The following is a 24,742-nucleotide window of genomic DNA, read 5'->3' on the forward strand; positions in this document are numbered from 1 at the left end:
GCCGCGCGTGCCGTGTCCCGAATCGAGACGAGGCAGCGATGGACAATCGGGTGACGGACGCGAGCGACGAGGGCCGGGTGGCCTGGATCGACATGGCCAAGGGGATCTGCATCATCCTGGTGGTGATGATGCATTCCACCCTCGGCACCGGCGAGGCGATGGGCGGGACGGGGTTCCTGCACACGGTCGTGGCCTGGGCCAAGCCGTTCCGCATGCCCGACTTCTTCCTCGTTTCGGGCCTCTTCCTGTCGCGGGTGATCGACCGCCCGTGGCGCAGCTACCTCGACAAGAAGGTCGTCCACTTCGCCTATTTCTACGTCCTGTGGGTGGCGATCCAGGCCGCGTTCAAGCTGCCGCCGGCCCTGCTGCACGGCGATCTCGCGGCCATCGAGCCGTTCGCGCTGGCGGTCATCGAACCGTTCGGCACCTTGTGGTTCATCTATCTGCTGCCCGTCTTCTTCGTCGTGACCCGGCTGCTGCGCGGCCTGCCCGCGCCCGTCCTGCTCGCCGTCGGCGCAGCCCTGGAGACGGCCCGCGTCCACACCGGCTGGACGGTGCCGGACGAGTTCGCCGCCCGGTGGGTCTACTTCCTCGCCGGCTGGATCTTCGCGCCGGCGGTCTTCTCGCTCGCCCAGGCCGCCGCCCGCCGTCCGCTGCTCGCCCTGGCGGGGCTGGTCGTGTGGTTCGACGTGGAGACGCTCGCCGTCATCACGCCCGTGTCGTTCCTGAAGGACACGACGGTGTCGATGCTGCCGGGCGTCAGCCTCGTGCTCGGCATGGCCGGCGCGCTGGCCATCGTGACGATCTCCTCGCTGCTGGCCGCGTCCGGCCGGGCCGGCCTGCTGCGCACGTGCGGGCGCCATTCGATCGTGATCTATCTCGCGTTCTTCCTGCCGATGGCGATCACACGCGGCCTGATCGTCAAGAGCGGCCTGGCGCTCGGCATCGGCTGGTCCTCGGTGATCGTGACGATGGTCGGCCTCGCCGTCCCGCTGCTCATCCACCGCGTCGTCCGCGGCACGCCCCTGCGCTGGCTGTTCGAGCGGCCCGCATGGGCCAAGCTCGGCCAGCCCGCGCCGCGCCTCGTTCCCGCCGAGTAAGGCGGGGACGGCCGAGCGACGGCCACCCCGCCCAGGCCGGTGACCTTCAGGGGCGAACGTTGCGCACGAAGTCCAGCAGGACGGCGACCGCGACGTCGATGTCGGCCTCGGTCGCGTCCTCGGCGGGGTTGTGGCTGATGCCGCCCTTGCAGCGCACGAAGAGCATGCCCATCGGGCACAGGGCCGCCATCGCCATGGCATCGTGGCCCGCGCCCGAAGGCATCACGGCCACCGGCAGCTGGCGGCGCTCGACCGCCGCCGACAGGCCGCCCACGATGCCGGCGTCGGCGGGGCAGGCCGCCGACTCGTAGAACGGCTCGATCGCCAGCGCGACGCCCCGCCGCGCCGCGATCGCACGACACGTGGCCTCGATCTCGCCGACCATGGCGACCCGGATGGCGTCGTCGGGCCCGCGCGCATCGAGCGTCGCCCGAACCCGCCCCGGCACCACGTTGGCGGCCCCCGGCTCCACCGTGAGTTGGCCGACCGTCGCGACGGTGAGGGGATCGCGCCCGCCCAGCGCCTCGACGGCGAGCACCATCTCCGCGGCGGCGGCCAGCGCGTCCCTGCGCAGCGGCATCGGCACCGTTCCGGCGTGTCCGGCCTCGCCCGTGATCACCAGCCGGCGACGGCTCGCGCCGTTGATCGCGGACACGATGCCGACCGGCAGATCCTTCGCCTCGAGCACGGGCCCCTGCTCGATGTGGACCTCGACGTAGCCGATCACGTCGTCGCGGCTGCGCGCCAGGGCCGGTATGTCGTCGGGATCGCCGCCGAAAGCGACCAGCGCCTCGCGGAAGCTCACGCCGTCCTCGTCGCGGCCATCGAGCGTCGCCATGTCGAAGGTTCCGGCCAGCGCTCGCGACGAGGAGAGATTGGACGGGAAGCGCACGTTCTCCTCGTCTCCGAAGGCCAGGACCTCGATGGCGAAGGGCAAGCGCTCGCCCGCCTCGCGCAGCGCCTCGACCACGCCGATTCCCGCCACCACGCCGAGCGTCCCGTCGAAGGCGCCCGCGTCCTTCACCGTGTCGATGTGGGATCCGATCAGCAGCGTGGGTCCGGACCGGCCGGTGCCGTCGTAGCGGCCGACGACGGTGCCGATCGCGTCGACGGTCACCTGGTCGAAGCCGGCATCCCGCATCATCGCGGCCGTGGCGTCCACCGCGGCGCGATAGGAGGGCGCCAGGTACAGCCTGTGCAGCTGCCCGGGAACGTCGGTGTAGGCCTTGAGAGCGTCGAGGCGGCGCATGGCGCGGGCGCCGAACGACGTGGTGCGGGAGGAAGCGTTGGTCATGGCTGCAAGCTAGAGCATGCGGCGGGACGGTGGAAACCGGCTTTTGCCCCCGGCCATCGATCCGTGTGCCACCGGCCCTCGGCGCCCGAAGGCCGCTTCGCGGCGCTAAAGGCAAACCGCATCCGCCTGTGCTAGATCGGACGACGATCCGCGCGCCACCACGGCCGCACGATGCTACCGCCCCGGAGAACACGCCATGGCCGACCTCACCCTCGCGCACGCCCAGACCATCATCACCGCGGCGCTGGCTCACGCCCGCTCCAACGGCCTCAACACGCTCGCGGTGGCCGTGCTCGATTCGCGCGGCGCCCTGAAGGCGTTCGCCGCCGAGGACGGCACCAGCCTGAACCGTGGCGAGATGGCGCGCGGCAAGGCCAACGGGGCGGTGGCGCTGGGCATGGGCAGCCGGGCCCTGCATCGCATGGCGACGGAGCGGCCGCACTTCGTCGAAGGCCTGCACAGCTGCGTCAACGGCCCTCTGCTGCCGGTGCCGGGCGGCGTGCTGATTCGCGACGCGTCGGGAGTTCTTGTTGGCGCGGTCGGGATTTCCGGCGATACATCGGACAAGGACGAGGATGCCGCGTGCGCGGGCATCGCGGCCGCCGGGCTCGTAGCCGATATGGGTCAGTGAAAACACCGCGCCTTGATCGGGAGGACTCCATGCCGCGCTTTGCCGCCAACCTGTCCATGATGTTCAACGAGTGGTCCTTCCTGGACCGCTTCGCGGCCGCGGCCGACGCCGGCTTTAAGGCGGTGGAGTTCCTGTTTCCCTACGACCATCCCGCGGACGCCGTGGGGCGGGCCCTGGACGAGGCCCGCCTGACGCAGGCCCTCTTCAACCTTCCGCCGGGCGACTGGCAGGCGGGAGAGCGCGGAATGGCCGCCATTCCGGGACGCGAGGCGGAGTTCGCCGACACGCTCACGACGGCCTTGCCGTATATCGAGGCAACCCGCGTAGGCCGTGTGCACATGATGGCTGGAATCGCACCGCGCACGCCGGCCCATGCGGCGACCTACCGGGACAACGCCGCACGTGCCGCGGACCTGCTCGGGGCACGCGGCGTCAACGTCCTCCTGGAGCCGCTGAACCCGCGCGACATGCCGGGCTATTATCTCGGCGACTTCGGCATGGCGACGGCCCTGATCGAGGAGTTGGGCCGGCCCAACCTGAGGCTCCAGTTCGACTGCTACCACCGGCAGATTCTCCACGGCGACATGACCATGGCCCTGCGTGCGCTGCTGCCCGTGACGGACCACGTTCAGATCGCCAGCGTCCCCTCGCGCAACGAGCCGGACGGCGAAGAGGTGAACTACCCCTTCGTCTTCGCCGAGTTGGATCGGCTCGCGTTTGCCGGCTATGTCGGGTGCGAGTATCGCCCCCGGGCAGGCACCCTCGAAGGCCTGCGCTGGATGACGAATGCCTGATTATTGATCAGAAATTGGGCAATTGAGTACGCCGGAGCTTTTCTGCCCGCTTATTGGGCTGCGCTCTCGCTCGGCACCTTCTCCATGGCGTGCTGCAGCGCGCTCAGGATGTCCGCCGCGGGTTGGGAAGCGACGCTGTAGAAGATCGTCTTGCCGTGGCGGCGAGCTCGGACGAGGCCGTCGAGGCGCAGCCGGGCGAGCTGTTGAGACACCGCCGCCTGGCGCCTGCCCAGGTTTCGCTCGAGTTCGGTGACGCTCTTCTCGCCCTGCATCAGGTGACACATGATGAGGAGGCGGGCTTCGTGCGAGAGGGATTTCAGCAAGGACGACGCCTCGCGGGCTCGTGAAACGAGCATATCCATTTCGGATGGGGATGTCATGGAATGGGTAGCAATCCCAATGGTGTATCAGCGGCGCCAGTTAACCCGCTAAGGGTCCTCACGTAAAGACTATTGTCCTGCGATGGCTTCGCCCGGCCATTGCAACTTTCGGTGGTCCTCCGACTTCCGGCCTGCCGCGACCCGCGGAATTCGCCCGATACGCCAAGCCACGGCTTGATATTCGACGAGGTTTCGCGTCTACGACTATTTTCCTGCATGAGACCTTCCCCATACAGCTCCATGGAATTCGGGCTTCCGGACGCCGTTTTTGCCCGCTTTCTGCGCAATCCGCGCAAAGCTGCGCGATTCCGTCATTGCAGTAATATTCTATAATTCGAAACCACCGGATTTCATACGCAAGCCAGCATTGCTTTGCGTGCAGACCAGGCCAGTGACGCCTTGGAGGTGTACGCCCCATTGTCGCCAACAACGCAGCGGCCCGTCTGGCACGCCCCTTGCGACCCGGTCCCCGGTCATTCTGGTCCAGAGGGGATAATCCATGACTTTGCGTATCCGAAACCTTCTCGCGGGCGCCACCGTCGCGGCCGGGGTCGCGCTGGCCTCGTTCGCTGCCCAGGCGCAGGGCACGATCAAGGTCGGCATCCTGCATTCGCTTTCCGGCACCATGGCGATCAGCGAGACCACGCTGAAGGACGTCATGCTCATGCTCATCGAGGAGCAGAACAAGAAGGGCGGTCTGCTCGGCAAGAAGCTCGAGGCCGTCGTCGTCGACCCGGCGTCGAACTGGCCCCTGTTCGCCGAGAAGGCGCGCGAGCTGCTCACCAAGGACAAGGTCGCGGCCACGTTCGGCTGCTGGACCTCCGTGTCGCGTAAGTCCGTGCTGCCGGTGTTCGAGGAGCTCAACGGCATCCTGTTCTACCCGGTGCAGTACGAGGGCGAGGAGTCCTCGAAGAACATCTTCTACACCGGCGCCGCTCCGAACCAGCAGGCGATCCCCGCGGTCGACTACCTGATGGAGAACGAGAAGGTCCAGCGCTGGGTGCTCGCCGGCACCGACTACGTGTACCCGCGCACGACCAACAAGATCCTCGAGGCCTACCTGAAGGCCAAGGGCGTCAAGGCCGACGACATCATGATCAACTACACGCCGTTCGGTCATTCCGACTGGCAGACGATCGTCGCGGACGTCAAGAAGTTCGGCTCCGCCGGCAAGAAGACCGCCGTGGTCTCGACCATCAACGGCGATGCCAACGTCCCCTTCTACAAGGAGCTCGGCAACCAGGGCATCAAGGCGACCGACATCCCGGTCGTGGCGTTCTCGGTGGGTGAGGAAGAGCTCGCCGGCATCGACACGAAGCCGCTGGTCGGCCACCTCGCCGCCTGGAACTACTTCCAGTCCGTCGAGAACCCCGACAACAAGGCCTTCATCGAGAAGTGGAAGGCCTTCACGAAGAACCCGAAGCGCGTCACGAACGACCCGATGGAAGCGCACGTGATCGGCTTCAACATGTGGGTCAAGGCCGTCGAGAAGGCCGGCACGACCGACACCGCGGCCGTCATCGACAGCCTCATCGGCGTCTCCGTCCCGAACCTGTCGGGCGGCTACTCGGCGATGATGCCGAACCACCACATCACCAAGCCGGTGCTCATCGGCGAGATCAAGGCCGACGGCCAGTTCAACATCGTCTCGCAGACCCCGGGCCTCGTGGTCGGCGACGAGTGGTCCGACTACCTCGAGGGCTCGAAGGACCTGATCTCCGATTGGCGCGCTCCGCTCTCCTGCGGCAACTTCAACGTCAAGACCGGAAAGTGCGGCGGCGCCGGCAAGTGAGCGGCACCGCCTGACGATCGACGGCGCCGGGAGGGGACCTGGGCGCCGTCACCCGGCGGGCGGCTTCGGCCGCCCGCCCCTTTCCCGCCTTCGGGCACCTGAAACGTTCCGGTCTCCCAATGTCAAAATCCAGGCTCGCACTCGTCCTGCGCCATGCCGTCCTCCTGCTGGCCCTCGCGGCCGCAACGCTGGCCGGCGGTCAGGCCGTCCGCGCACAGGACGCGGCGGACGCAGCCTTCACGCGGATGGCCACGGAGGCCTTTCCCGACATCGAGGCCGGCATCAACGATCTCGCGGCCAGCGGCAGCCCCCGGGCGCAGCCGGCGCTGGAGGCCCTCAACGACAGCCGCCTCGTCTACGCCCCGTCCGACAAGCGCGTCTTCATCAAGATGCCCGACGGCTCGCTCGTCGATGCCCGGACCGGCGCGAAGGTCGAAGCCGCGCCGACCACCCGTCCCGTGCGCGTCAACAACCGTGTCCGCCGCGCGATCGAGGCGGGCCTCGGCGCGCTGACGCTGCTCAATCCCGATCCCGCCAAGCGGCTCCTCGCGGCGGAGGCGGTCTTCAAGTCCCGGGATGCGGGCGCCCTGCCCGCCCTGGACGCCGCCATCGCCAAGGAAACCGACCCGAAGGTCAAGCGCGCCTTCGCGCAGGCCCGCGCCGCCGTGATCCTCACCAAGGACGACAGCAGCGACGCCGACAAGGTCAACGCCATCGACGTGGTGGCCGACCGGGGCGACCAGGACGCGCTCAACCTGCTCGGCGCCGCCGCGGCGAAGTCGTCCCAGATCGTCAAGGTCGCGGCCGACCTCGCGGCCGAGACCATCAAGCGCCGGCTCGCCCTGCTCTCCGGCATCCAGAACGCCTGGTACGGGCTCTCGCTCGGCTCCGTCCTGCTGCTCGCGGCCATCGGCCTCGCGATCACCTTCGGCGTGATGGGCATCATCAACATGGCCCACGGCGAGATGGTGATGCTGGGGGCCTACACGACCTTCGTCGTCCAGGAGTTCCTGCGCACGAAATATCCCGGGCTGTTCGACTACTCGCTCGCCATCGCGATCCCGCTGGCCTTCCTGGTCTCGGGCGCGGTCGGCATCGTCCTGGAGCGCAGCGTCATCCGCTTCCTGTACGGGCGGCCGCTGGAGACGTTGCTGGCGACCTGGGGCGTCAGCCTCATCCTGCAGCAGACCGTGCGGTCGATCTTCGGGGCCAACAACCGCGAGGTCGGCGCGCCCTCCTTCATGGCGGGATCCTTCGACTTCTACGGGATCCAGGTCACCTACGGGCGCCTCTGGATCATCGTCTTCGCCATCGGCGTGTTCATCGGTCTCAACTTCGTGCTGCGCGCCACGTCGTTCGGCCTGAAGATGCGGGCCGTGACCCAGAACCGCCGCATGGCCTCGGCCATGGGCATCCGCACGCCCTGGGTCGACAGCCTCACCTTCGCGCTGGGCTCGGGCATCGCCGGGATCGCCGGCGTGGCGCTCTCCCAGATCGACAACGTGTCGCCCAACCTCGGCCAGAGCTACATCGTCGACAGCTTCATGGTCGTGGTGTTCGGCGGCGTGGGCAACCTGTGGGGGACCCTGGTGGCCGCCCTGGCGCTCGGCATCGCCAACAAGTTCCTGGAGCCCTTCGCCGGGGCCGTCCTGGGGAAGATCGCGCTCCTGGTCTTCATCATCTTGTTCATCCAGAAGCGTCCGCGCGGCCTGTTCGCGCTCAAGGGCCGGGCGGTGGAAGCATGATCACGGCACGTCTCATCGCCGGCCTCGACCCGCGCGGCCGCATCTTCCTGGCCATCCTGGCGGCGGTCGCCATTCTGGTGCCCATCCTGAACCTGGCCGTTCCGCCGGGCTCGGCCTTCCACGTGCCCACCTACGCCATGTCGCTGATGGGCAAGTATCTCTGCTACGCCCTGCTGGCGATCTCGCTCGACCTGGTCTGGGGCTACTGCGGTATCCTCTCGCTGGGCCACGGGGCGTTCTTCGCGCTGGGCGGCTACGCGATGGGCATGTACCTCATGCGCCAGATCGGACCGCGGGGCGTCTACGGCAACCCGATCCTGCCGGACTTCATGGTCTTCCTGAACTGGAAGGACCTGCCGCTCACCTGGTACGGCTTCCAGTCCTTCCCCTACGCCGCGCTCATGGTGCTGCTGGTGCCGGGCCTCCTGGCCTTCGTGTTCGGCTGGTTCGCCTTCCGCTCGCGGGTGACGGGCGTGTACCTGTCGATCATCACCCAGGCGATGACCTACGCCCTGCTGCTGGCCTTCTTCCGCAACGACATGGGCTTCGGCGGCAACAACGGCCTCACCGACTTCAAGGACATCCTCGGCTTCAACGTCCAGGCGCAGACAACCCGCGCGGCCCTCTTCAGCATCACCGCCGTGGCGCTGGCCGCCGGCTACCTGCTGGCCCGCGCGATGGTGACCTCCGCCTATGGCAAGGTGCTGATCGCCATCCGCGACGCCGAGTCCCGCACCCGCTTCCTGGGCTACCGGGTCGAGCGCTTCAAGCTCGTCGCCTTCACGGTCTCCGCCTGCATGGCCGGGGTGGCGGGAGCTCTCTACGTCCCGCAGGTGGGCATCATCAATCCGTCCGAGTTCGCGCCCGCCAACTCCATCGAGGCGGTCATCTGGGTTGCGGTCGGCGGGCGCGGCACGCTGGTCGGCGCGGCGCTCGGCGCGGTGCTCGTCAACTTCGCCAAGACCTGGCTCACCGGCGCGCTGCCCGAGATCTGGCTCTTCGGCCTAGGCGCCCTCTTCATCGTCGTGACGCTGTTCCTGCCCAAGGGCATCGTCGGAACCCTGTCGGCCTGGAGCCAGAAGCGCGCCGAGGCCCGCTCCGCCTCCGTCGGGCCTGCCGTGGCGGAGCAGACGCCGTGACCGAATCCGAACTCACCCAGTCGCTCCTCTATCTCGACGGCGTCAGCGTTTCCTTCGACGGCTTCCGCGCCCTCAACAACCTGTCGATGATCATCGGGCCCGGCGAGATGAGGGCCATCATCGGTCCCAACGGCGCCGGGAAGACCACGATGATGGACGTCATCACCGGCAAGACGCGGCCGGACGAAGGCGACGTCCTGTTCCAGCAGGGGCGCACCGACCTGACGAAGCTCGACGAGGCGAGCATCGCCGAGCTCGGGATCGGCCGGAAATTCCAGAAGCCGACCGTCTTCGAGTCCCACACGGTGGCCGACAACATCCTGCTCGCGCTCAAGGGTCCGCGCTCGGCCGGATCGTCGCTCTTCGGGTGGCGCAACCGGGTGCCGGAGAGCGAGCTCGACGACATCCTGACGACGATCGGCCTCATCGATCACCGCCGCCGCATGGCCGCCGACCTGTCGCACGGCCAGAAGCAATGGCTCGAGATCGGCATGCTGCTCGCACAGGATCCCAAGCTGCTCCTCGTCGACGAGCCCGTCGCCGGGATGACCGACGCGGAAACCGAGCACACCGCCGCGCTGCTGTCGCGCATCGCGCAGGACCACGCGGTCGTGGTGGTCGAACACGACATGGCCTTCGTCCGCGCGCTGGGCTGCAAGGTCACGTGCCTGCACGAAGGCACGGTCCTCGCCGAGGGCACCATCGACGCGGTATCGACGAACGAGCGCGTCATCGAAGTTTACCTGGGGCGCTGAGATGAGCACGCTCGCCATCGACTCGGTCGATCTCTACTACGGCGCGGCGCAGGCCTTGCGCAGCGTGTCCCTCACCGCGGAGACCGGGCAGGTCACCTGTGTCCTGGGCCGCAACGGCGTGGGCAAGAGCTCGCTCCTTCGCGCCATCATGGGCATCCAGCCGATCCGCTCCGGCAGCATTTCCTGGAACGGCCAGTCGCTGGGCAGCCTTGCCCCCTATGACCGGGCCCGCCGCGGCATCGCCTACGTTCCCCAGGGCCGCGAGATCTTTCCCCTGCTCACCGTGAAGGAGAACCTCGAGACGGGGTTCGCGCCGGTGCCGCGCAGCGAGCGCTACATCCAGGACGAGATCTACGATCTGTTTCCCGTGCTGAAGGACATGCTGAACCGGCGCGGCGGCGACCTGTCGGGCGGCCAGCAGCAGCAGCTGGCGATCGGCCGGGCCCTGGTGACGCGGCCCTCGCTGCTCGTGCTCGACGAGCCGACGGAAGGCATCCAGCCCTCGATCATCAAGGACATCGGCCGCGCCATCTCCTACCTGCGGGGCAAGGGCGGCATGGCGATCGTGCTGGTGGAACAGTATTTCGAGTTCGCCCGGGACCTGTGCGACAGTTTCGCCGTGATGGACCGCGGGCAGGTGGTGCTCGCCGGCCGCAAGCAGGACATGGTCGAGGCCGATGTACGCCGGCACCTTTCCGTCTGACGCGCCCCCTGCGCCCTACGCCGGGGCTGACCTCCCCGCCTATGTGCGCGGCGAGGGCGTGCTGCGCATGCGCTTCGCCCCACGGCCCCGCGGCACCGAGGCGATCGATCTGCGCGAAAGCGGCGGCTTCAGGGTCCGCTTCCCGCGGGTCGGTCCCTGCGAGGCCGTCATGATCAACACCGGCGGCGGCATGACGGGCGGTGACCGGCTGTCGGTCGACATCACGCTCGAGGCCGGCGCGGAGGCGATCGCCACGACGCAATCGGCCGAGAAGGTCTACAGGTCCACGGGTGCCGCCACGCAGGTGGACGTCCGCCTCGCTCTCGCCGGCGGCAGCCGGTTCGCCTGGCTGCCGCAGGAATCGATCCTCTTCGACCGCGCAAGGCTCTCCCGCAGGTTCGCCGTCGAGATGGCCGGCGACGCCCGCCTGACGCTGGCCGAGAGCATCACGTTCGGGCGCGGCGCGATGGGCGAGGAGGTTCGCAACGCGGCGCTGGCCGACACCTGGCGCGTGCGCCGGGACGGGGAGCTTCTGTTTGCCGAGAACATCCGCCTCGACGGGGATCTCGCCGCGCTGCTCGACCGGCCCGCGATCGGCGGAGCCGCCCGCGACGTCGCGACGATGCTGCACGTGGCGCCGGACGCGGAGGCCCGGATCGACGAGGCGCGGGACGCGCTCGAAGGGGCCGAGAGCGACTGTGGCGCTTCCGCTTGGTCGGGTATGATGGTGGTGCGCTTCGCCGCGCCGTCGCCAGCCGTGGTCCGCCGCGACCTGGCCCGCTTCCTCCAGGCCTTCCGGTCGGGCCCGCTGCCGCGGGTCTGGCAATGCTGATGACACGCTGTTGCTGACAAGGGTCGACCGATGAACCTCTCCCCGCGCGAGAAGGACAAGCTGCTGATCGCCATGGCCGCCGTCGTGGCGCGCCGCAGGCTCGAACGCGGCGTGAAGCTCAACCACCCGGAGGCCGTGGCGCTCATCACCGACTTCGTGGTGGAGGGCGCGCGCGACGGCCGGACCGTCGCGGACCTGATGGAAGCCGGCGCCCACGTCATCACCGCCGACCAAGTCATGGACGGGATCGCCGAGATGATCCACGACGTGCAGGTCGAGGCGACCTTCCCCGACGGCACCAAGCTCGTGACCGTCCACAACCCGATCCGCGGCGCGTCGGGCGCGCTGACGCCAGGCGAGGTGACGACGCTGCCCGGCGACATCGTCATGAACGCGGGCCGCGAGACGGTGACGCTCACCGTGGCCAACACCGGCGACCGGCCGATCCAGGTCGGCAGCCACTACCATTTCTTCGAGACGAACCCCGCCCTTGCGTTTGAGCGCGCCAAGGCGCGCGGCATGCGGCTCGACATTCCCGCCGGCACGGCGGTGCGTTTCGAGCCGGGCCAGACCCGCGAGGTCCGCCTCGTGGCCCTGGCCGGCGACCGGACCGTCTACGGGTTCCGGCAGGACGTGATGGGCAAGCTCTGAGCGGGAGACGAACGATGGCCACCACCCTTTCCCGCTCCGCCTATGCGGACATGTTCGGGCCCACGACCGGGGACAAGGTTCGGCTCGCCGACACCTCGCTCGTCATCGAGGTCGAGAAGGATTTCACCGTCTACGGCGAGGAGGTGAAGTTCGGCGGCGGCAAGGTCATTCGCGACGGCATGGGCCAGAGCCAGCGCACCAACGCGGAAGGCGCGGTCGACACGGTCATCACCAACGCGCTGATCCTCGACCACTGGGGCATCGTGAAGGCCGACGTGGGCCTGAAGGACGGTCGCATCGCCGCCATCGGCAAGGCGGGCAACCCGGACATCCAGCCAGGCGTGACCATCATCATCGGCCCGGGCACCGACGTCATCGCGGGCGAGGGCAAGATCCTGACGGCCGGTGGCTTCGACAGCCACATCCACTTCATCTGCCCGCAGCAGATCGAGCACGCCCTCATGTCGGGCGTCACCTCCATGCTGGGCGGCGGCACTGGCCCCTCGGCCGGCACCAACGCCACCACCTGCACGCCGGGCCCCTGGCACATCGCGCGGATGATCCAGAGCTTCGACGCCTTCCCCGTGAACCTCGGCATCTCCGGCAAGGGCAATGCGGCCCTGCCCGGCGCCCTGATCGAGATGATCAAGGCGGGCGCCTGCGCCATGAAGCTGCACGAGGACTGGGGCACGACGCCCGCCGCCATCGACAACTGCCTGGCGGTGGCCGACGACTACGACGTGCAGGTGATGATCCATACCGACACGCTGAACGAGTCGGGCTTCGTCGAGGACACGGTGAAGGCCTTCAAGGGCCGCACCATCCACGCCTTCCACACCGAGGGCGCCGGCGGTGGCCATGCGCCGGACATCATCAAGGTCGCCGGGCTGCCCAACGTGCTGCCCTCGTCGACGAACCCGACGCGGCCCTTCACGCGCAACACGCTCGACGAGCATCTCGACATGCTGATGGTCTGTCATCACCTCGATGGCAGCATCCCCGAGGACCTCGCCTTCGCCGAGAGCCGCATCCGGCGCGAGACGATCGCCGCCGAGGACATCCTGCACGACCTCGGCGCGCTCTCGATGATGTCGTCGGACAGCCAGGCCATGGGGCGCCTGGGCGAGGTGATCACGCGCACCTGGCAGACGGCCGACAAGATGAAGAAGCAGCGCGGTGCGCTGGCCGGCGACGGCGTGGGCAACGACAACTTCCGCGCCAAGCGCTACGTGGCGAAATACACGATCAACCCCGCCATCGCCCATGGCGTGTCGAAGCACATCGGCTCCATCGAAGTCGGCAAGCTCGCCGACCTCGTGCTCTGGTCGCCGGCCTTCTTCGGCGTGAAGCCCGATCTCGTGGTCAAGGCGGGCACCATCGTCGCAGCCCCGATGGGCGATCCCAACGCGTCGATCCCGACGCCGCAGCCGGTCCACTATCAACCGATGTTCGGGGCCTTCGGCAAGGCCCTGACGGCGTCCTCGCTGGTCTTCACGTCGCAGGCCGCGATCGACGGGGGGCTGCGCGAACGGCTCGGCGTCAGCAAGGCGTTCGTCGCGGTGGAGAACACCCGGGGCGGCATCGGCAAGGCGTCGATGATCCACAATTCGGCCACGCCGGACATCCAGGTCGATCCGGAGACCTACGCCGTCACCGCCGACGGCGAGCTTCTCGTCTGCGAGCCGGCTGTCGAGCTGCCGATGGCGCAGCGATACTTCCTGTTCTGAAGCAACGGGCGGCCGACGGCGGCTGCCCGCGATTCCATCGACCCACATCAGTCGTAGAATTAGCAAATGCTAATTCTACGATCTTCCTTGGCTTTATTGACTCGACTTCTGCAACCAAGACGTAGTGATTCCATGCGCCACAGGCTGCGCATAGGAAAACTGTAACTGTTTGGGGACACACTTCGCAGCGTTGGTGTTGGGAGTATCCCCCTGATGTTCAGGTCGCTCAAGATTGGGCAAAAGCTTTTTGTGCAGCTCTCCGCTGCCGCTTTCGTCATTTTAGGACTCGTGGCCAGCCAGTTTGTCTTTCTGAACCGCATCGATGGCGCGAAGGAACAGAGCGATCGCGCGGCGGCCGTGATCAAGAGCGTCCTGACGCTCGACGGCATCGTCGGCGAGGCCCTGATCGCCAGCCGCGACGTGCGGTTGTCCATCACGCCGGAGCAGGTCGCGAAGGCCTCCGCTCCGCTGGCCGACATCCGCAAGGCCGGCCTCGCCGAAGTGGAGGAGGCGCTGACCCATGCGGTGATTCCCGCGAACCGCGAACGCCTGGCCACCATCCGCGGGCAGTTCACCGGATACCTCGACACCGTGGTCGAGATGGCCGCGCTCCAGAAGGCGCGGGCGGAAGCCCTGGGCCAGCAGATCGCGCTGACCGGCGAATGGGAGTTCAAGCTCGTCCAGACCCGCACCATCATCGCGACCTCCCTGCTTCCGGAGTCCGACCGGATCGAGAGCCGCCTGAGCGACGCCGACGTGGCGCTCAAGGCCGCGCGCGCCGCCATGTGGCGCAGCCAGGCCATGTCCGACAGCGTTCTCGTCGCATCGGTCGGCCTGGGCCTGAAGAATGCCGAGAGCACGATTTCACCCCTGCTGAAGCAGGTGGACGATGCCGACGTGAAGGAGGCGCTGGAGGGGCTCGAGAAGATCGTCCACGGTCTGCAGGCCGGCATGGCCCGGATCGCGGAGGTCAACGGTACCCAGCAGAAGCTCCTCACGGAACGCTCCACCCCCCTGCGCGTGCAACTGCGCGACGGCGTCAACGCAGTCCGCGATGCCGCCGTGGCCCGCTCGCGGGACGCCTCCGGCGTCGTCACCACGACCATCGACTTCGCGCAGACCGTCGGGATCGGCCTCGGCCTCGTCGCGATGCTCATTCTGGGCGCCGTCGCCTTCGCGGCGAACCGCACCATCGCCCGGCCGATCGCCGGCATCTCGGCCATCTTCGGTCGCCTGGCGTCGGGAGAGACCTCCGTCACCGTGCCCTTCACCGAGCGCCGGGACGAAGTGGGGGACAGCGCGCGGGCCGCGTTGTCGTTCCGAGACAGCCTGGTGGAAGCGGAGCAACTCCGCGCCGCCGAGAAGCTGAACACCGAGCGCCAGCAGGCCCGCGCGGCCGAGATGGCGCGGGTGGTGAAGGACGTCGCGGTCGTCGTGGCCGCGGCCTCGCAGGGCGACTTCAGCCAGCGCGCGGATGAGAACAGCTCCGAGGCGGAGCTGACGCAGCTCGTGCGCGACGTGAACCAGCTCAACGCCATCGTCGACGACGCCACGCGCGAATTCGACGGCGTGCTCGCGGCCCTCGCCAATGGCGACCTGTGCGCCAGGTCGTCGATGCCATGGCGCGCATCGAGCAGCAGTCGCGCAAGATCTCCGACATCACGTCGGTGATCGACGACATCGCCTTCCAGACCAACCTGCTGGCGCTCAACGCGGCCGTGGAAGCGGCGCGGGCCGGCGAGGCCGGCAAGGGCTTCGCGGTCGTCGCGTCGGAAGTGCGGACGCTGGCGCAGCGTTCGTCCGAGGCGGCCAAGGACATCACCTCCCTGATCGCGTCGTCGAGCCAGGAGGTGTCGGAGGGCGTCCGGCTCGTCCAGACCGCCGGCGAAGTGCTGCACCAGATCGTCGATTCGTCGCGCAAGGTCTCCACCGCCGTGTCGGAGATCGCCACGGCGGCCAGCGAGCAGGCCAACGGCATCGACGAGATGAGCCAGACGATCGCGCACATGGACGAGATGACGCAGCAGAATGCCGCTCTCGCCGAGCAGAGCGCCGCGTCGTCGAACACCCTGACCAGCCAGATCGGCAAGCTCGACACCCTCGTCGCGTCCTTCAGGACACGCGAAGCGGGCGCCGCCGGGCGTCGTCCGTCAGCCGCGGTGGCCCGATCGTCCGCTGCCGGCTGGCGCAAGGCCGGCTGAACCCCGGGCATGCTTCGTTCTGATGGACACGAAGCATGCTCCAGAATTCTTGATCGTCGCATGCTTCACGCGAAAAGCCGGGTTCCGCCTTTTCGCAGCATGTTCGAGGGTTGATCCGGGGGGCTGTCCCCGGTCCAAGCGGGGCATGCTGCGTTTCGACGGTGGCGCAGCATGCCTTCGCGTGTTTCCGGAGCCGCGAGGGCTCCGCGTCGGCGGTCAGCGCAGCAAGGCTTCAGCCCGTTCCGCCACGCGTTCGATCTCCGCGGCCACCAGGTCGCGATAGGCATGATGCGGCATGTGGCCCGCGTTCGGCAGCAGCACCAGTTTCGAACCCGGAATCTCCCGGGCCAGCGCGTCGGAGTGGATGCGCGGGGAGACGGTGTTGTCGGCCTCACCGTGGACGATGGTCGTCGGGACGGCGATCTCGCCATAGCGATGTGCCTGGGCCACCACGTGGCCGTGGAGATCCTTCACGTCCTGGGCGTTGGCGCGAAACTCGGCGGGCCTGAGCACGAGCCAGGTGCCGGTCGCGGACACATAGTCCGGCGGAGCCGGGTCCGGCGCGAAGACGCCGGCGACGGATCCGGTCAGCTGGAGGGCCCCCACCGGAGCGGAGACGGCCCAGGCGAACAGCGGTGCGACGAGGGGATGGGAGGCGGGCGTGTAGTACCACGTCACGCCACCCGGCCAGGGGTGGGTGACGGGGGCCAGCAGCACCAGTCCGGCCACCAGATCGGGCGCGTCGAGCGCCAGCCGCGTCGCGAGCGCGCCGGACCACGAATGGCCGACGATCACGGCGCGGCGCACGTCCATGGCGGAGAGCGCCTCGCGGATGAGCGCGGCCTGGCGCGCGGGCGCGGCGTCGGACCGGCCCCCCGGCCGGTCGCTCCAGCCGTGACCGGGCCGGTCGATGGCGATGACCCGGCGGACCCGGCCCACCCTGTCGCCCAGCGCGGCCATCATGTCACGGGCATTGCCCGAGGCGCCGTGCAACAGCACGACGGGAAGAGGACCCGCGGGTTCGGCCGGTTCGCGGTCGATGACGTGCAGCCGCCCTCCCGTCACCGGAACGAAGCGGCCGATGGCCGGATAGCGCCGCTCGGCCCAGGTCGTGAGGAATACGGTCGCGACGATGCCCGCCGACACGAGCAGCACGACCACGAAAAGAATGCCGAGGATCAAGGCTTGCACCAGGTGGGACGGAAGGGACGACGCGGCAACGCCCGGCGTGCCGCGCGAATTCAGATGTCGCGTCCCTCGACGTCGGGAGCCATCCGCTCGACGATGTTACGCAGGTCGCTCATGTACGGATGGACGGCCAGCGCCTTCTTGAGCGCCTCGTAGGCGTGCTTGTCGTCCCCGTTGTTCTTGAGAATCATTCCGAGGCCGGCCAGCGCGCCGAAATGACGCGGCTCCAAAGCCAGCACTTCGCGGATGTCGGCGACCGAGCGGGTGTAGTCCCCCATGAGGTAGAACACCGTCGCCCGCTTGTTCCAGGCTTCGGCCCAGCCGGGCTGCAGCGTGATGACCCGATCGAGGATCTCGACGGAGAGAGGCTGGTCTCCCGCCTTCAACGCGTCCATCGCCCGCGTCATCAGGAGATCGGCGGTATCGCTGCCAGAGCGCATCCAGCGACGCTCGATGGCGCCGGCGATGCCCTTGGCCTCGTCCTCGGACTTGGACCGCGCGAGCCGGTCGAAGAGGTCATCGAGCGTCTGGGGCCGGACGGGAGCCGTCGGCGCGGGGTTGGGACGTCCGGGCGAGCGCTGTTGCTGCTGGGCGAAGGCCGGTTGCAGCCCCGCCGTCACGCCCAGGGCGACGAGAAGCGTTGCGCCCGCCAGGCGCAGACGCGGTCCGAACGGTGACACGCGAGATTCTGCCATGGCTTGGAGTTTAGGGCGACGAGCCGCCTTGTCAAAAGGCACCGCATCACGGATCGGCGAGGAGGCCGGTGAGCCTGGACCCGGACAAACAAAAACAGGGCGCCTTGTCGGGCACCCTGCTTCAAGACGACGGACGGCGCCTGAGAGCGCCGGAAACGCTCAGCCCTGGCGGGCCTTGTAGCGCTTCTGGGTCTTGTTGATGATGTACACGCGGCCCTTGCGGCGCACGATCTGGTTGTCGCGGTGGCGCTCGCGCAGCGACTTCAGGGAGTTGCGAATCTTCATCGGTCTCGTCCCGGCAAAAAGGCAGCGCGCCGGCGGAGGCCGTCGGCTTTCGGGTGCTTCCATAAGAAGACGCGGCGGCAAAATCAAGTCGAAACCCATCGGGCCCCCTTGGTTTTCGACCGGCATGGCAGGAGCGACGGAGTCCGTAACGGCCAGGCTTGCGCTCAACGGAGGCGGCGGACCGCCGTTGGGGAAGCGGGAACGCATGGACGGTCCGGCGCGGCGTCCATCGATGTCTCACACCGTCATGAAGCGGAGGTCACGCACGACAAGATGAGACGCAAGTTCAGCAAGGCATCGACGCCTGTTTTTATCACTTGATTTTTATCAAGTGACTGATCTGGCAACTGTTACCCGGGTAATTACACGTTTAGATTGTATAAACTCTACTCCCATCGCTTTCGTAAGTTCTTGTTTTCCCAACCGGCCAAGAGGCTCAGCCCCAGGCATGGCACCCATCGGTTTTTAACCTTTAAACCCTAGCGTCCGAGGCAGAGAGCCAATCGGAGAGCCGCCTTGGACCTTGCCCTGAGCCCCGACCCGACGCGGGACGAGATATTTGACGCCTACCGCAAGATGAAGGACGCCTTCGCGGCCAACGAGGCCGTGCGCCTTGATGCGGCCCAGGTGAGCCGTCTCCCGGTGGCACTCGCCCAGATCATCATCTCGGCCGGTCGCACGGCTGAGGCGTCCGGTGGATCCTTCACCCTCGTGTCCCCCCCTGCAGCCGTCGTGGACGGGTTCCAGGCGCTGGGGATGTTCGCCGATTTCATGACGATTGGAATGGAGTAGACCAGTGCGGATCCTGGCGATCGACGATACGCGGACCTTGCGCGAATTGCTGTGCCGCACCTTGCGCGCTGCATCCTATGACGTGGTCGAGGCTGAGAACGGGGAAGAGGGCTTGAACCGCTTCCACGAACACAAGCCCGACGTGGTCATCACCGACCTCAACATGCCCGTCCTCGACGGCATCGAGTTCACGCGCGCCGTCCGGCAGCGACCCGATGGCGGCGAGGTGCCGATCATCATCCTGACGACGGAAAGCGGAGCGGACATCAAGGCGGAAGGCCGCAAGGCCGGCGCCACCGCGTGGATGGTCAAGCCATTCGATCCGCAGCGCCTCCTCGACATGCTGACCCGCCTCAGGACCTGATCACGCCATGGACGCCCTTGCCGAAATCCGCGGCATCTACTTCGATGAATGCGACGAGTTCCTCGGCCAGCTCGAGTCGACTCTTGCGGCCATCGCGGACGGTCGCGCCAAGACAGACGACATCCACGCCGCGTTCCGCGCCGTGCATTCGATCAAGGGCGGCGCCGGGGCCTTCGGCCTGAGCCAGCTCGTCGAATTCGCCCACCTCTTCGAGGCCTGCCTCGATGCCCTGCGCTCCGGCCGCATCGCGGTCGAAGACGCGCCGATCGACATCCTGCTGCAGGCCGGCGACATCCTGTCGGAAGTCGTCGCCGCGGCCCGCGACGGTGGCTCGCGGCCCCCGCCCCCGGCCCTCGTCGAGGCGCTGGAAGCGATGGCCGGCGGCAAGCCCCAGCCCAAGGGGTCCGCGACCGAGATCGATCTGCTGAACGACCCCGTCGACGAGGCGCCCGCGGCGGAAGAGACGCCCGCGCCGGCCGCTCCGGTGGCCGCGAAGCACAGCGTCGAGCTGCGCATCGCTCCCGACCGCGACGTCTTCCGGCGCGCGTTCAACCCGCGGATGGTGTTCGACACGCTCGCCTCGCTCGGCTCGATCGAGGTGACCTGCGACACCTCCAAGGTGCCGACGATCGACACGCTTGAGCCGTTCGACTGCTGCCTGTCCTGGTCCGTGCGCCTGGAGACGGACGCCAGCGACCAGGTTCTGGCCGAGACGCTCGACAGCTTCCTGGCCGACCACGAGTTCCGCATCGTCCGCGACGGCGAGGACGACGTGCCGGTGATCGGCGAGATCGAGGCGGCGGCTCCCGAGACCGCGGCCGCGGTGCAACCCGACGACGCCGGCGCTAATCCGGCCGCCGCCGCGGAGAAGCCGGTCGCGGCTGCCGCGGCCCAGGCGACCGCTCCGCCGCTGGCCAACGGCTCCGGCCCCGTGCGCCGGCACGGCGGCGGCACGATCCGCGTCGACCTCGACCGCATCGATCGCCTCATGAACCTCGTGGGCGAGATCGTCATCACGCAGTCCATGCTCACGGAACGGGCCAACGTGCTTCCCAAGCGCGATGCGGCCGCCTTCGTCGACGCCCTGTTCTCGCTGGCCCGCCAGACGCGCGAGCTGCAGGACAACGTCATGGCGGTCCGTGCCCAGCCGGTGAAGGTGGTGTTCCAGCGCCTGCCTCGTCTCGTCCGCGAGCTCGAGCGCTCGCTGGGCAAGAAGGCTCACCTGGTGCTCGCCGGCGAGGACACGGAGGTCGACAAGACCATCGTGGAGGAACTGGCCGACCCGCTGATCCACATGCTGCGCAATTCGATGGATCACGGTCTCGAGACCCCGCAGGAGCGCCTGGAAGCCGGCAAGCCGGCCGACGGCACGATCCGGGTTTCGGCCGAGCATCGCGGCTCGCGCATCCTGATCTGCGTGTCTGACGACGGCCGCGGCATCAATCGCGAGCGGCTGATCGCCAAGGCCCGTTCGCGCGGCCTGATCCCGGCCGATGCGCCGGATCCGACGCCCGAGGAAGCCGACAACCTGATCTTCCACCCGGGCCTCAGCACTGCCCAGACCGTCACGGACGTCTCCGGCCGCGGCGTGGGCATGGACGTGGTGCGCCGGAACGTGGAAGCCCTGGGCGGCCGCATCACCGTGGAATCGACGCCCGGCAAGGGCTGCAAGTTCACGCTGGGCCTGCCGCTGACCCTTGCTGTGCTCGACGGCATGATCGTGCGCGCCGGCACGGAACGCTTCGTCTTCCCGCTGTCCAGCATCGTGGAGACGATGCAGCTCGACAGCAAGATGGTCGAGCAGTTGCCCGGCGGCCGTCACATCATGCAGCTGCGCGGCGAGATCGCGCCCCTGCTCAAGCTGCGCGACCTCCTGGGCATCCGCGCCATCGGCAACGAGCCCAACGTGGTCATCGTCGAGACGGAGACCGTGCGGCGCCTGGCGATCGCGGTGGACGAGATCGTCGGCCAGCAGCAGGTCGTCGTGAAGAACCTCGAATCCTCCTTCCGGCGCGTCGAGGGCGTGTCGGCGGCGACGATCCTGGGTGACGGCCTCGTCGCCCTCATTCTCGACGTCGACGCCCTGCCGGGTCTGTCCCAGACCCAGCGCCGGGCGCCCACCACTTCAGAACTGACGGGAGCAGCGTGATGAGCCTTGCCATGACCTCCGGCCCCGAGGGTCTCGACGTCGACCCGACGCGCGCGGGCAAGCCGCAGCAGATCGTCACCTTCAAGGTCGAGGGCCGCACCTTCGGCGTCGACGTCGGCGCCGTGCGCGAGATCAAGGGCTGGCAACCGACCACGCCGCTGCCGAACGCTGCCGCCCACGTGCTCGGCGTGATCAACCTGCGCGGCGCGATCATCGCCGTCTACGATCTGCGCCAGCGGCTCGGCCTCGGCCCGTCGCCGGTCTCCCGCTCGTCCGTCGTGATCGTCCTCGATCTGGGCGAGCGCTATGGCGGGATCCTCGTCGACGCCGTCTCCGACATCGTCGACATCCTTCCCTCGGACCTGCGGCCTGCCCCGGACGTCGCGGGTGACGGCGACGACGTCCTGACCGCCCTTCTCGTGAAGGGCGACGACGTGGTCGCGTTGCTCGATCTGGCGGCGATCGTCCGCGAGACGACGCACGACATGGCTGCGTGAGCGGGGTCCCGAGAGGGCCTACGCAAGGGAGAGTGTTCAGTGTCAGCGCTACCCGCCGCCGTTGACGACGGCGATTTCGTCCTGTCGCAGCGTGACTTCGAGCTGATCGCCGGCATCGCCCGCGAGCAGGCCGGCATCGTGATCCGCGCCCACAAGATGGCGATGATCCGTGGCCGCCTGCTGCGCCGCCTGCGCGCGCTCCAGATGCGCTCCGTCGCCGAGTATTGCGAACTGCTGCGCGGTCCCGACGTGCACCGCGAGCTGCCGCAGTTGCTCAACGTGCTCACGACCAACCACACCGCCTTCTTCCGCGAGCGTCACCACTTCGACCACCTGCGGTCCCAGGCCATGCCCGAGATCGTGCAGCGTGCCCAGAAGGGCGACCAGCGCGTGCGGATCTGGTGTGCGGCGTCCTCGACCGGCGAGGAGCCCTACACCATCGCGGGGACGGTGATCGCGGCCCAGCCGCCCAAGAGCATCGACCTCAAGATCCTGGCGACCGACATCGACACCGACGTCCTCGCCAGGGCCGAGGCGGCCGAATACTCGCGCGAGGTCTACGAACGGTCGCCCGCCGACATGAAGCCGCTGCTGCAGGTGGAGCCTGCGGGCGGCGACATGGTGCGGATCGGGGCCAACCTGCGCCGGCTCCTGACCTTCCGGCAGCTGAACCTGATCCAGCCCTGGCCGATGAAGGGGCCGTTCGACGCCATCTTCTGCCGCAACGTGATGATCTACTTCGACGGGCCGACCAAGAAGAGCATCGTCGACCGCTGCGTCGACATGCTCCGGCCCGGCGGATGGCTCTATCTCGGCCATTCCGAATCCCTGTCACCGCCGCATCCCTCGTTCGAGTTGATCGGCCGCACCGTCTACCGGAGGCGCTGATGGCGCTGTCGCCGACCTCCGCTCCTCCCGCACGGCGGTCCTTCCAGGACTCCACCGGCGCCACCCTGGTGAACGTCGCCCCCGGCGACCACTACGTCACCGACGATCCCAACGAGGTCGTGGTGACGCTGCTGGGGTCGTGCGTGGCGGCCTGTGCCCGCGACACCCTGACCGGCGTGGGAGGGCTCAACCACTTCCTGCTGCCCACCAGCGACGCCCATGACCTGTCCCAGGGCGGCGACGAAGCCATGCGCTTCGGCGACTTCGCCATGGAAAAGCTGCTCAACACCATCTACCGCCGCGGCGGCCAGCGCGGACGGATCGAGTTCAAGATCTTCGGCGGAGCCCGCGTGCTCGGCGGCAACTCCATGCTGAAGATCGGCGAACAGAACATCGCCTTCGTCGAGGACTTCCTGCGGACGGAAGGCTTCCCGATCGTCGCCCGTTCCGTTGGAGGGACGGCTCCGCGCCGCCTGAGGTTCCATCCGGCCACCGGACGGGCCTTCGTGCAGGAGCTGGATCGCACCAGCGCGGCGACGGTCACCACACAGGAAGAGAATTACCGGAAGACGATCACGCGTCGTGCACCGGCTGGGGACGTGGAGTTCTTCTGATGCGCAAGGGACCCCCCTACAAGGTCTTCGTCATCGACGACAGCCGGACCATCCGGCGTCTCATCGGTGCCATCGTGGACGAGACGGAAGGTCTCGTCCTCGCCGGCTCCGCCGAGAGCGCCGAGGACGCCTGGGACGTCCTGCGCCAGCCCAACATCGAGGTCGACGTGCTCTCGCTCGACATCGAGCTGCCGGGCATGAACGGCATCGACTTCCTGAAGAAGATCATGGCGGTCCGGCCGATGCCGGTGCTGGTGGTCTCGGGACACACCGACTCCGCCGCGGATCTGACGGTGCAGGCGCTGGAGAACGGCGCGATCGACTGCATCCAGAAGCCGGACGGACGCCCGGCGGAAATCGACCGCTTCATCGCGGACACCGCGGCGGGCCTCGTCCGCGCCGCGGAAAGCAACCACCGCAATCACCAGTCGGCCCCCTCGCCCGCCGCGCCCCTGCAGACGATCCTGCGGTCGGCCCAGCCCCAGAGCGGCGGCGCGCTGGCCGATCCCGACACGATCGTGTGCATCGGCGCCTCGACCGGCGGCGTTCCCGCCGTGTGCCAGGTGGTGAGCGGGCTGGCGCCCGCGCCCTTCCCGATCGTGGTCGTGCAGCACATGCCGCCGAGCTTCACCTCGCGCCTGGCCGTACGCCTTCAGCAAACAACCGGATTGCCCTCGCTCGAGGCAACCGACAATGTCCGGCTGACGCCCGGCACGGTCTGGGTCGCGCCCGGCGGCCTGCACATGCGGATCGTGCGCAAGGCTTCCGGCTTCTACGCGGCGCTCTCCGACGAGGCGCTGCACAGCGGCCACAAGCCGTCGATCGACATCCTGTTCGACAGCGCCGCACGCCAGGTCGGCGGCAGCGCCATCGGCGTCATCCTGACCGGCATGGGCCGCGACGGAGCCGAGGGCCTGCTCGCCATGCACAAGGCGGGCGCGTTTACGGTCGCTCAGGACGAATCGACGTCCGTTGTCTACGGCATGCCGAAGGTCGCCGCCCAGCTGGGTGCCGCCGACCAGATCCTGCCGCTCGAACGAATCGCCGACAGCGTCGTCGCTGTCGCCACGTCAGGCCGCGGGGCGCGCTTCGCCCGCAAGTCCATGGGAGCCCGCAATGGCTGATCTGAAGTCGAAGAAGGTTCTGGTCGTCGACGACCAGAAGAGCATGCGCGGCCTCGTCCGCTTCGCCCTGTTGCAGATGGGGATGGAGACCGTGGACGGCGCCGAGTCGGGCGAAGAGGCCATCAAGAAGCTCACGCAGGTGCGCTACGACCTGGTGATCACCGACCTGCACATGGGCGGGATCTCCGGCCTCGGCCTGCTGAAGGCGATCCGTTCGCATCCCGTGCTCAAGGGCACGCCGGTCATCATGGCCACGAGCGAGACCTCGTCGGACACGGTGCGGCAGGCCAAGACCGCCGGCGTCGACGCGTTCATCCTGAAGCCCGTGGAGCCGAACGCGCTCCAGTCGCGGGTCAAGACGGTGCTCAAGGTCGCCTGACCTCCAGCTATCGCCTCGCAACC

26 protein-coding genes are annotated in these 24,742 nt (G+C 68.2%); 21 read left to right on the forward strand and 5 right to left on the reverse strand.

The features are described from left to right. Positions 1-38: 38 nt before the first annotated feature. Positions 39-1,100, forward strand: coding sequence for an acyltransferase family protein (locus Q0Q47_RS00785; protein WP_293853319.1), 1,062 nt, complete (start codon positions 39-41; stop codon positions 1,098-1,100). A gap of 46 nt (positions 1,101-1,146) precedes the next feature. Here the strand turns inward: Q0Q47_RS00785 and Q0Q47_RS00790 are convergent, their stop codons facing one another. Then, positions 1,147-2,394, reverse strand: coding sequence for an allantoate amidohydrolase (locus Q0Q47_RS00790; protein WP_293853320.1), 1,248 nt, complete (start codon positions 2,392-2,394; stop codon positions 1,147-1,149). A gap of 196 nt (positions 2,395-2,590) precedes the next feature. On the opposite strand from Q0Q47_RS00790, the gene Q0Q47_RS00795 reads away from it, so the two are divergent. Further along, positions 2,591-3,025, forward strand: coding sequence for a heme-binding protein (locus tag Q0Q47_RS00795; RefSeq protein WP_293853322.1), 435 nt, complete (start codon positions 2,591-2,593; stop codon positions 3,023-3,025). A 29-nt stretch (positions 3,026-3,054) separates the two neighbouring features. Beyond that, positions 3,055-3,819 (forward strand): 2-oxo-tetronate isomerase, encoded by a 765-nt coding sequence (otnI, locus tag Q0Q47_RS00800; RefSeq protein WP_293853324.1) that lies wholly within the window; start codon positions 3,055-3,057, stop codon positions 3,817-3,819. Between the two features lie 50 nt (positions 3,820-3,869). Here the strand turns inward: otnI and Q0Q47_RS00805 are convergent, their stop codons facing one another. After that, positions 3,870-4,199: a helix-turn-helix transcriptional regulator gene (locus tag Q0Q47_RS00805; protein ID WP_293853326.1), complete on the reverse strand. Its 330-nt coding sequence runs from the start codon at positions 4,197-4,199 to the stop codon at positions 3,870-3,872. Between the two features lie 499 nt (positions 4,200-4,698). Between Q0Q47_RS00805 and urtA the strand changes: the two genes are divergently transcribed. The 10 genes from urtA (at position 4,699) to Q0Q47_RS00855 (ending at position 15,744) form a co-directional block, all read left to right on the forward strand. Further along, on the forward strand, positions 4,699-5,991 hold the full coding sequence (gene urtA, locus Q0Q47_RS00810; RefSeq protein ID WP_293853327.1) for an urea ABC transporter substrate-binding protein: 1,293 nt from the start codon (positions 4,699-4,701) through the stop codon (positions 5,989-5,991). Positions 5,992-6,110: 119 nt separating this feature from the next. Further along, positions 6,111-7,736 (forward strand): urea ABC transporter permease subunit UrtB, encoded by a 1,626-nt coding sequence (urtB, locus tag Q0Q47_RS00815; RefSeq protein ID WP_293853329.1) that lies wholly within the window; start codon positions 6,111-6,113, stop codon positions 7,734-7,736. Next, a complete protein-coding gene (gene urtC, locus Q0Q47_RS00820; RefSeq protein WP_293853331.1) occupies positions 7,733-8,875 on the forward strand; it encodes an urea ABC transporter permease subunit UrtC in 1,143 nt (380 codons plus the stop codon). Before urtB ends, urtC begins: the two co-directional genes overlap by 4 nt. Continuing rightward, complete coding sequence (urtD, locus tag Q0Q47_RS00825; protein WP_293853333.1) at positions 8,872-9,630, forward strand: urea ABC transporter ATP-binding protein UrtD; 759 nt, start codon at positions 8,872-8,874, stop codon at positions 9,628-9,630. The genes urtC and urtD overlap by 4 nt, the downstream gene beginning before the upstream one ends. A gap of 1 nt (position 9,631) precedes the next feature. Beyond that, entirely contained in the window at positions 9,632-10,333 is a 702-nt protein-coding gene (urtE, locus tag Q0Q47_RS00830) for an urea ABC transporter ATP-binding subunit UrtE (protein WP_293853334.1), read from the forward strand. Further along, positions 10,308-11,165 carry an urease accessory protein UreD gene (locus tag Q0Q47_RS00835; protein ID WP_293853336.1) on the forward strand — a complete coding sequence of 286 codons (858 nt, stop codon included), beginning with the start codon at positions 10,308-10,310 and terminating at the stop codon, positions 11,163-11,165. The genes urtE and Q0Q47_RS00835 overlap by 26 nt, the downstream gene beginning before the upstream one ends. Positions 11,166-11,195: 30 nt before the next feature. After that, entirely contained in the window at positions 11,196-11,816 is a 621-nt protein-coding gene (locus Q0Q47_RS00840) for an urease subunit gamma (RefSeq protein ID WP_293853338.1), read from the forward strand. Positions 11,817-11,830: 14 nt separating this feature from the next. Continuing rightward, positions 11,831-13,543, forward strand: coding sequence for an urease subunit alpha (gene ureC / locus Q0Q47_RS00845; protein ID WP_293853340.1), 1,713 nt, complete (start codon positions 11,831-11,833; stop codon positions 13,541-13,543). Between the two features lie 288 nt (positions 13,544-13,831). Next, positions 13,832-15,214 (forward strand): HAMP domain-containing protein, encoded by a 1,383-nt coding sequence (locus tag Q0Q47_RS00850; RefSeq protein WP_293853341.1) that lies wholly within the window; start codon positions 13,832-13,834, stop codon positions 15,212-15,214. Further along, a complete protein-coding gene (locus Q0Q47_RS00855) occupies positions 15,163-15,744 on the forward strand; it encodes a methyl-accepting chemotaxis protein (protein ID WP_293853343.1) in 582 nt (193 codons plus the stop codon). Before Q0Q47_RS00850 ends, Q0Q47_RS00855 begins: the two co-directional genes overlap by 52 nt. Before the next feature lie 216 nt (positions 15,745-15,960). Here the strand turns inward: Q0Q47_RS00855 and Q0Q47_RS00860 are convergent, their stop codons facing one another. The 3 genes from Q0Q47_RS00860 to ykgO form a co-directional block, all read right to left on the reverse strand. After that, the gene (locus tag Q0Q47_RS00860; RefSeq protein WP_293853345.1) at positions 15,961-16,935 is read right to left on the reverse strand and encodes an alpha/beta fold hydrolase; all 975 of its coding nucleotides are present in this window, start codon (positions 16,933-16,935) and stop codon (positions 15,961-15,963) included. A gap of 50 nt (positions 16,936-16,985) precedes the next feature. Then, a complete protein-coding gene (locus Q0Q47_RS00865; RefSeq protein ID WP_293853346.1) occupies positions 16,986-17,612 on the reverse strand; it encodes a hypothetical protein in 627 nt (208 codons plus the stop codon). Positions 17,613-17,786: 174 nt separating this feature from the next. Continuing rightward, complete coding sequence (gene ykgO, locus Q0Q47_RS00870; protein WP_106334813.1) at positions 17,787-17,912, reverse strand: type B 50S ribosomal protein L36; 126 nt, start codon at positions 17,910-17,912, stop codon at positions 17,787-17,789. A gap of 516 nt (positions 17,913-18,428) precedes the next feature. Between ykgO and Q0Q47_RS00875 the strand changes: the two genes are divergently transcribed. Genes Q0Q47_RS00875 through Q0Q47_RS00910 form a run of 8 tightly spaced genes read left to right on the forward strand, consistent with a single transcriptional unit; the run spans position 18,429 to position 24,719 of the window. Further along, positions 18,429-18,704, forward strand: coding sequence for an STAS domain-containing protein (locus Q0Q47_RS00875; RefSeq protein WP_293853350.1), 276 nt, complete (start codon positions 18,429-18,431; stop codon positions 18,702-18,704). Positions 18,705-18,708: 4 nt separating this feature from the next. Continuing rightward, on the forward strand, positions 18,709-19,068 hold the full coding sequence (locus Q0Q47_RS00880) for a response regulator (RefSeq protein WP_293853352.1): 360 nt from the start codon (positions 18,709-18,711) through the stop codon (positions 19,066-19,068). A gap of 7 nt (positions 19,069-19,075) precedes the next feature. Then, positions 19,076-21,217: a chemotaxis protein CheA gene (locus tag Q0Q47_RS00885; protein WP_293853354.1), complete on the forward strand. Its 2,142-nt coding sequence runs from the start codon at positions 19,076-19,078 to the stop codon at positions 21,215-21,217. Next, positions 21,217-21,714, forward strand: a complete 498-nt coding sequence (locus Q0Q47_RS00890; RefSeq protein ID WP_293853355.1) for a chemotaxis protein CheW — start codon at positions 21,217-21,219, stop codon at positions 21,712-21,714. The genes Q0Q47_RS00885 and Q0Q47_RS00890 overlap by 1 nt, the downstream gene beginning before the upstream one ends. Before the next feature lie 39 nt (positions 21,715-21,753). Next, a complete protein-coding gene (locus tag Q0Q47_RS00895; RefSeq protein ID WP_293853357.1) occupies positions 21,754-22,602 on the forward strand; it encodes a protein-glutamate O-methyltransferase CheR in 849 nt (282 codons plus the stop codon). Beyond that, positions 22,602-23,216: a chemoreceptor glutamine deamidase CheD gene (locus Q0Q47_RS00900; RefSeq protein WP_293853359.1), complete on the forward strand. Its 615-nt coding sequence runs from the start codon at positions 22,602-22,604 to the stop codon at positions 23,214-23,216. The genes Q0Q47_RS00895 and Q0Q47_RS00900 overlap by 1 nt, the downstream gene beginning before the upstream one ends. Beyond that, positions 23,216-24,340 carry a chemotaxis-specific protein-glutamate methyltransferase CheB gene (gene cheB / locus Q0Q47_RS00905; protein ID WP_293853361.1) on the forward strand — a complete coding sequence of 375 codons (1,125 nt, stop codon included), beginning with the start codon at positions 23,216-23,218 and terminating at the stop codon, positions 24,338-24,340. The genes Q0Q47_RS00900 and cheB overlap by 1 nt, the downstream gene beginning before the upstream one ends. Beyond that, positions 24,333-24,719, forward strand: coding sequence for a response regulator (locus Q0Q47_RS00910; RefSeq protein ID WP_293853363.1), 387 nt, complete (start codon positions 24,333-24,335; stop codon positions 24,717-24,719). The genes cheB and Q0Q47_RS00910 overlap by 8 nt, the downstream gene beginning before the upstream one ends. Positions 24,720-24,742 lie beyond the last annotated feature (23 nt).

It is taken from the genome of uncultured Alsobacter sp. (assembly GCF_945952055.1).
In the GTDB taxonomy this organism is placed as follows: domain Bacteria; phylum Pseudomonadota; class Alphaproteobacteria; order Rhizobiales; family Beijerinckiaceae; genus Alsobacter.

Excerpts from the sequence above, each read along its gene's own strand:
- otnI (WP_293853324.1), top strand. The coding sequence starts at position 3,055 with ATGCCGCGCTTTGCCGCCAACCTGTCCATGATGTTCAACGAGTGGTCC.
- Q0Q47_RS00910 (WP_293853363.1), top strand. The coding sequence starts at position 24,333 with ATGGCTGATCTGAAGTCGAAGAAGGTTCTGGTCGTCGACGACCAGAAG.
- Q0Q47_RS00855 (WP_293853343.1), top strand. The coding sequence starts at position 15,163 with ATGGCGCGCATCGAGCAGCAGTCGCGCAAGATCTCCGACATCACGTCG.
- Q0Q47_RS00885 (WP_293853354.1), top strand. The coding sequence starts at position 19,076 with ATGGACGCCCTTGCCGAAATCCGCGGCATCTACTTCGATGAATGCGAC.
- urtC (WP_293853331.1), top strand. The coding sequence starts at position 7,733 with ATGATCACGGCACGTCTCATCGCCGGCCTCGACCCGCGCGGCCGCATC.
- urtB (WP_293853329.1), top strand. The coding sequence starts at position 6,111 with ATGTCAAAATCCAGGCTCGCACTCGTCCTGCGCCATGCCGTCCTCCTG.
- Q0Q47_RS00900 (WP_293853359.1), top strand. The coding sequence starts at position 22,602 with ATGGCGCTGTCGCCGACCTCCGCTCCTCCCGCACGGCGGTCCTTCCAG.
- Q0Q47_RS00890 (WP_293853355.1), top strand. The coding sequence starts at position 21,217 with ATGAGCCTTGCCATGACCTCCGGCCCCGAGGGTCTCGACGTCGACCCG.
- ureC (WP_293853340.1), top strand. The coding sequence starts at position 11,831 with ATGGCCACCACCCTTTCCCGCTCCGCCTATGCGGACATGTTCGGGCCC.
- Q0Q47_RS00805 (WP_293853326.1), bottom strand. The coding sequence starts at position 4,199 with ATGACATCCCCATCCGAAATGGATATGCTCGTTTCACGAGCCCGCGAG.
- ykgO (WP_106334813.1), bottom strand. The coding sequence starts at position 17,912 with ATGAAGATTCGCAACTCCCTGAAGTCGCTGCGCGAGCGCCACCGCGAC.
- urtE (WP_293853334.1), top strand. The coding sequence starts at position 9,632 with ATGAGCACGCTCGCCATCGACTCGGTCGATCTCTACTACGGCGCGGCG.
- Q0Q47_RS00835 (WP_293853336.1), top strand. The coding sequence starts at position 10,308 with ATGTACGCCGGCACCTTTCCGTCTGACGCGCCCCCTGCGCCCTACGCC.
- cheB (WP_293853361.1), top strand. The coding sequence starts at position 23,216 with ATGCGCAAGGGACCCCCCTACAAGGTCTTCGTCATCGACGACAGCCGG.
- Q0Q47_RS00790 (WP_293853320.1), bottom strand. The coding sequence starts at position 2,394 with ATGACCAACGCTTCCTCCCGCACCACGTCGTTCGGCGCCCGCGCCATG.
- urtA (WP_293853327.1), top strand. The coding sequence starts at position 4,699 with ATGACTTTGCGTATCCGAAACCTTCTCGCGGGCGCCACCGTCGCGGCC.
- Q0Q47_RS00795 (WP_293853322.1), top strand. The coding sequence starts at position 2,591 with ATGGCCGACCTCACCCTCGCGCACGCCCAGACCATCATCACCGCGGCG.
- Q0Q47_RS00840 (WP_293853338.1), top strand. The coding sequence starts at position 11,196 with ATGAACCTCTCCCCGCGCGAGAAGGACAAGCTGCTGATCGCCATGGCC.
- Q0Q47_RS00785 (WP_293853319.1), top strand. The coding sequence starts at position 39 with ATGGACAATCGGGTGACGGACGCGAGCGACGAGGGCCGGGTGGCCTGG.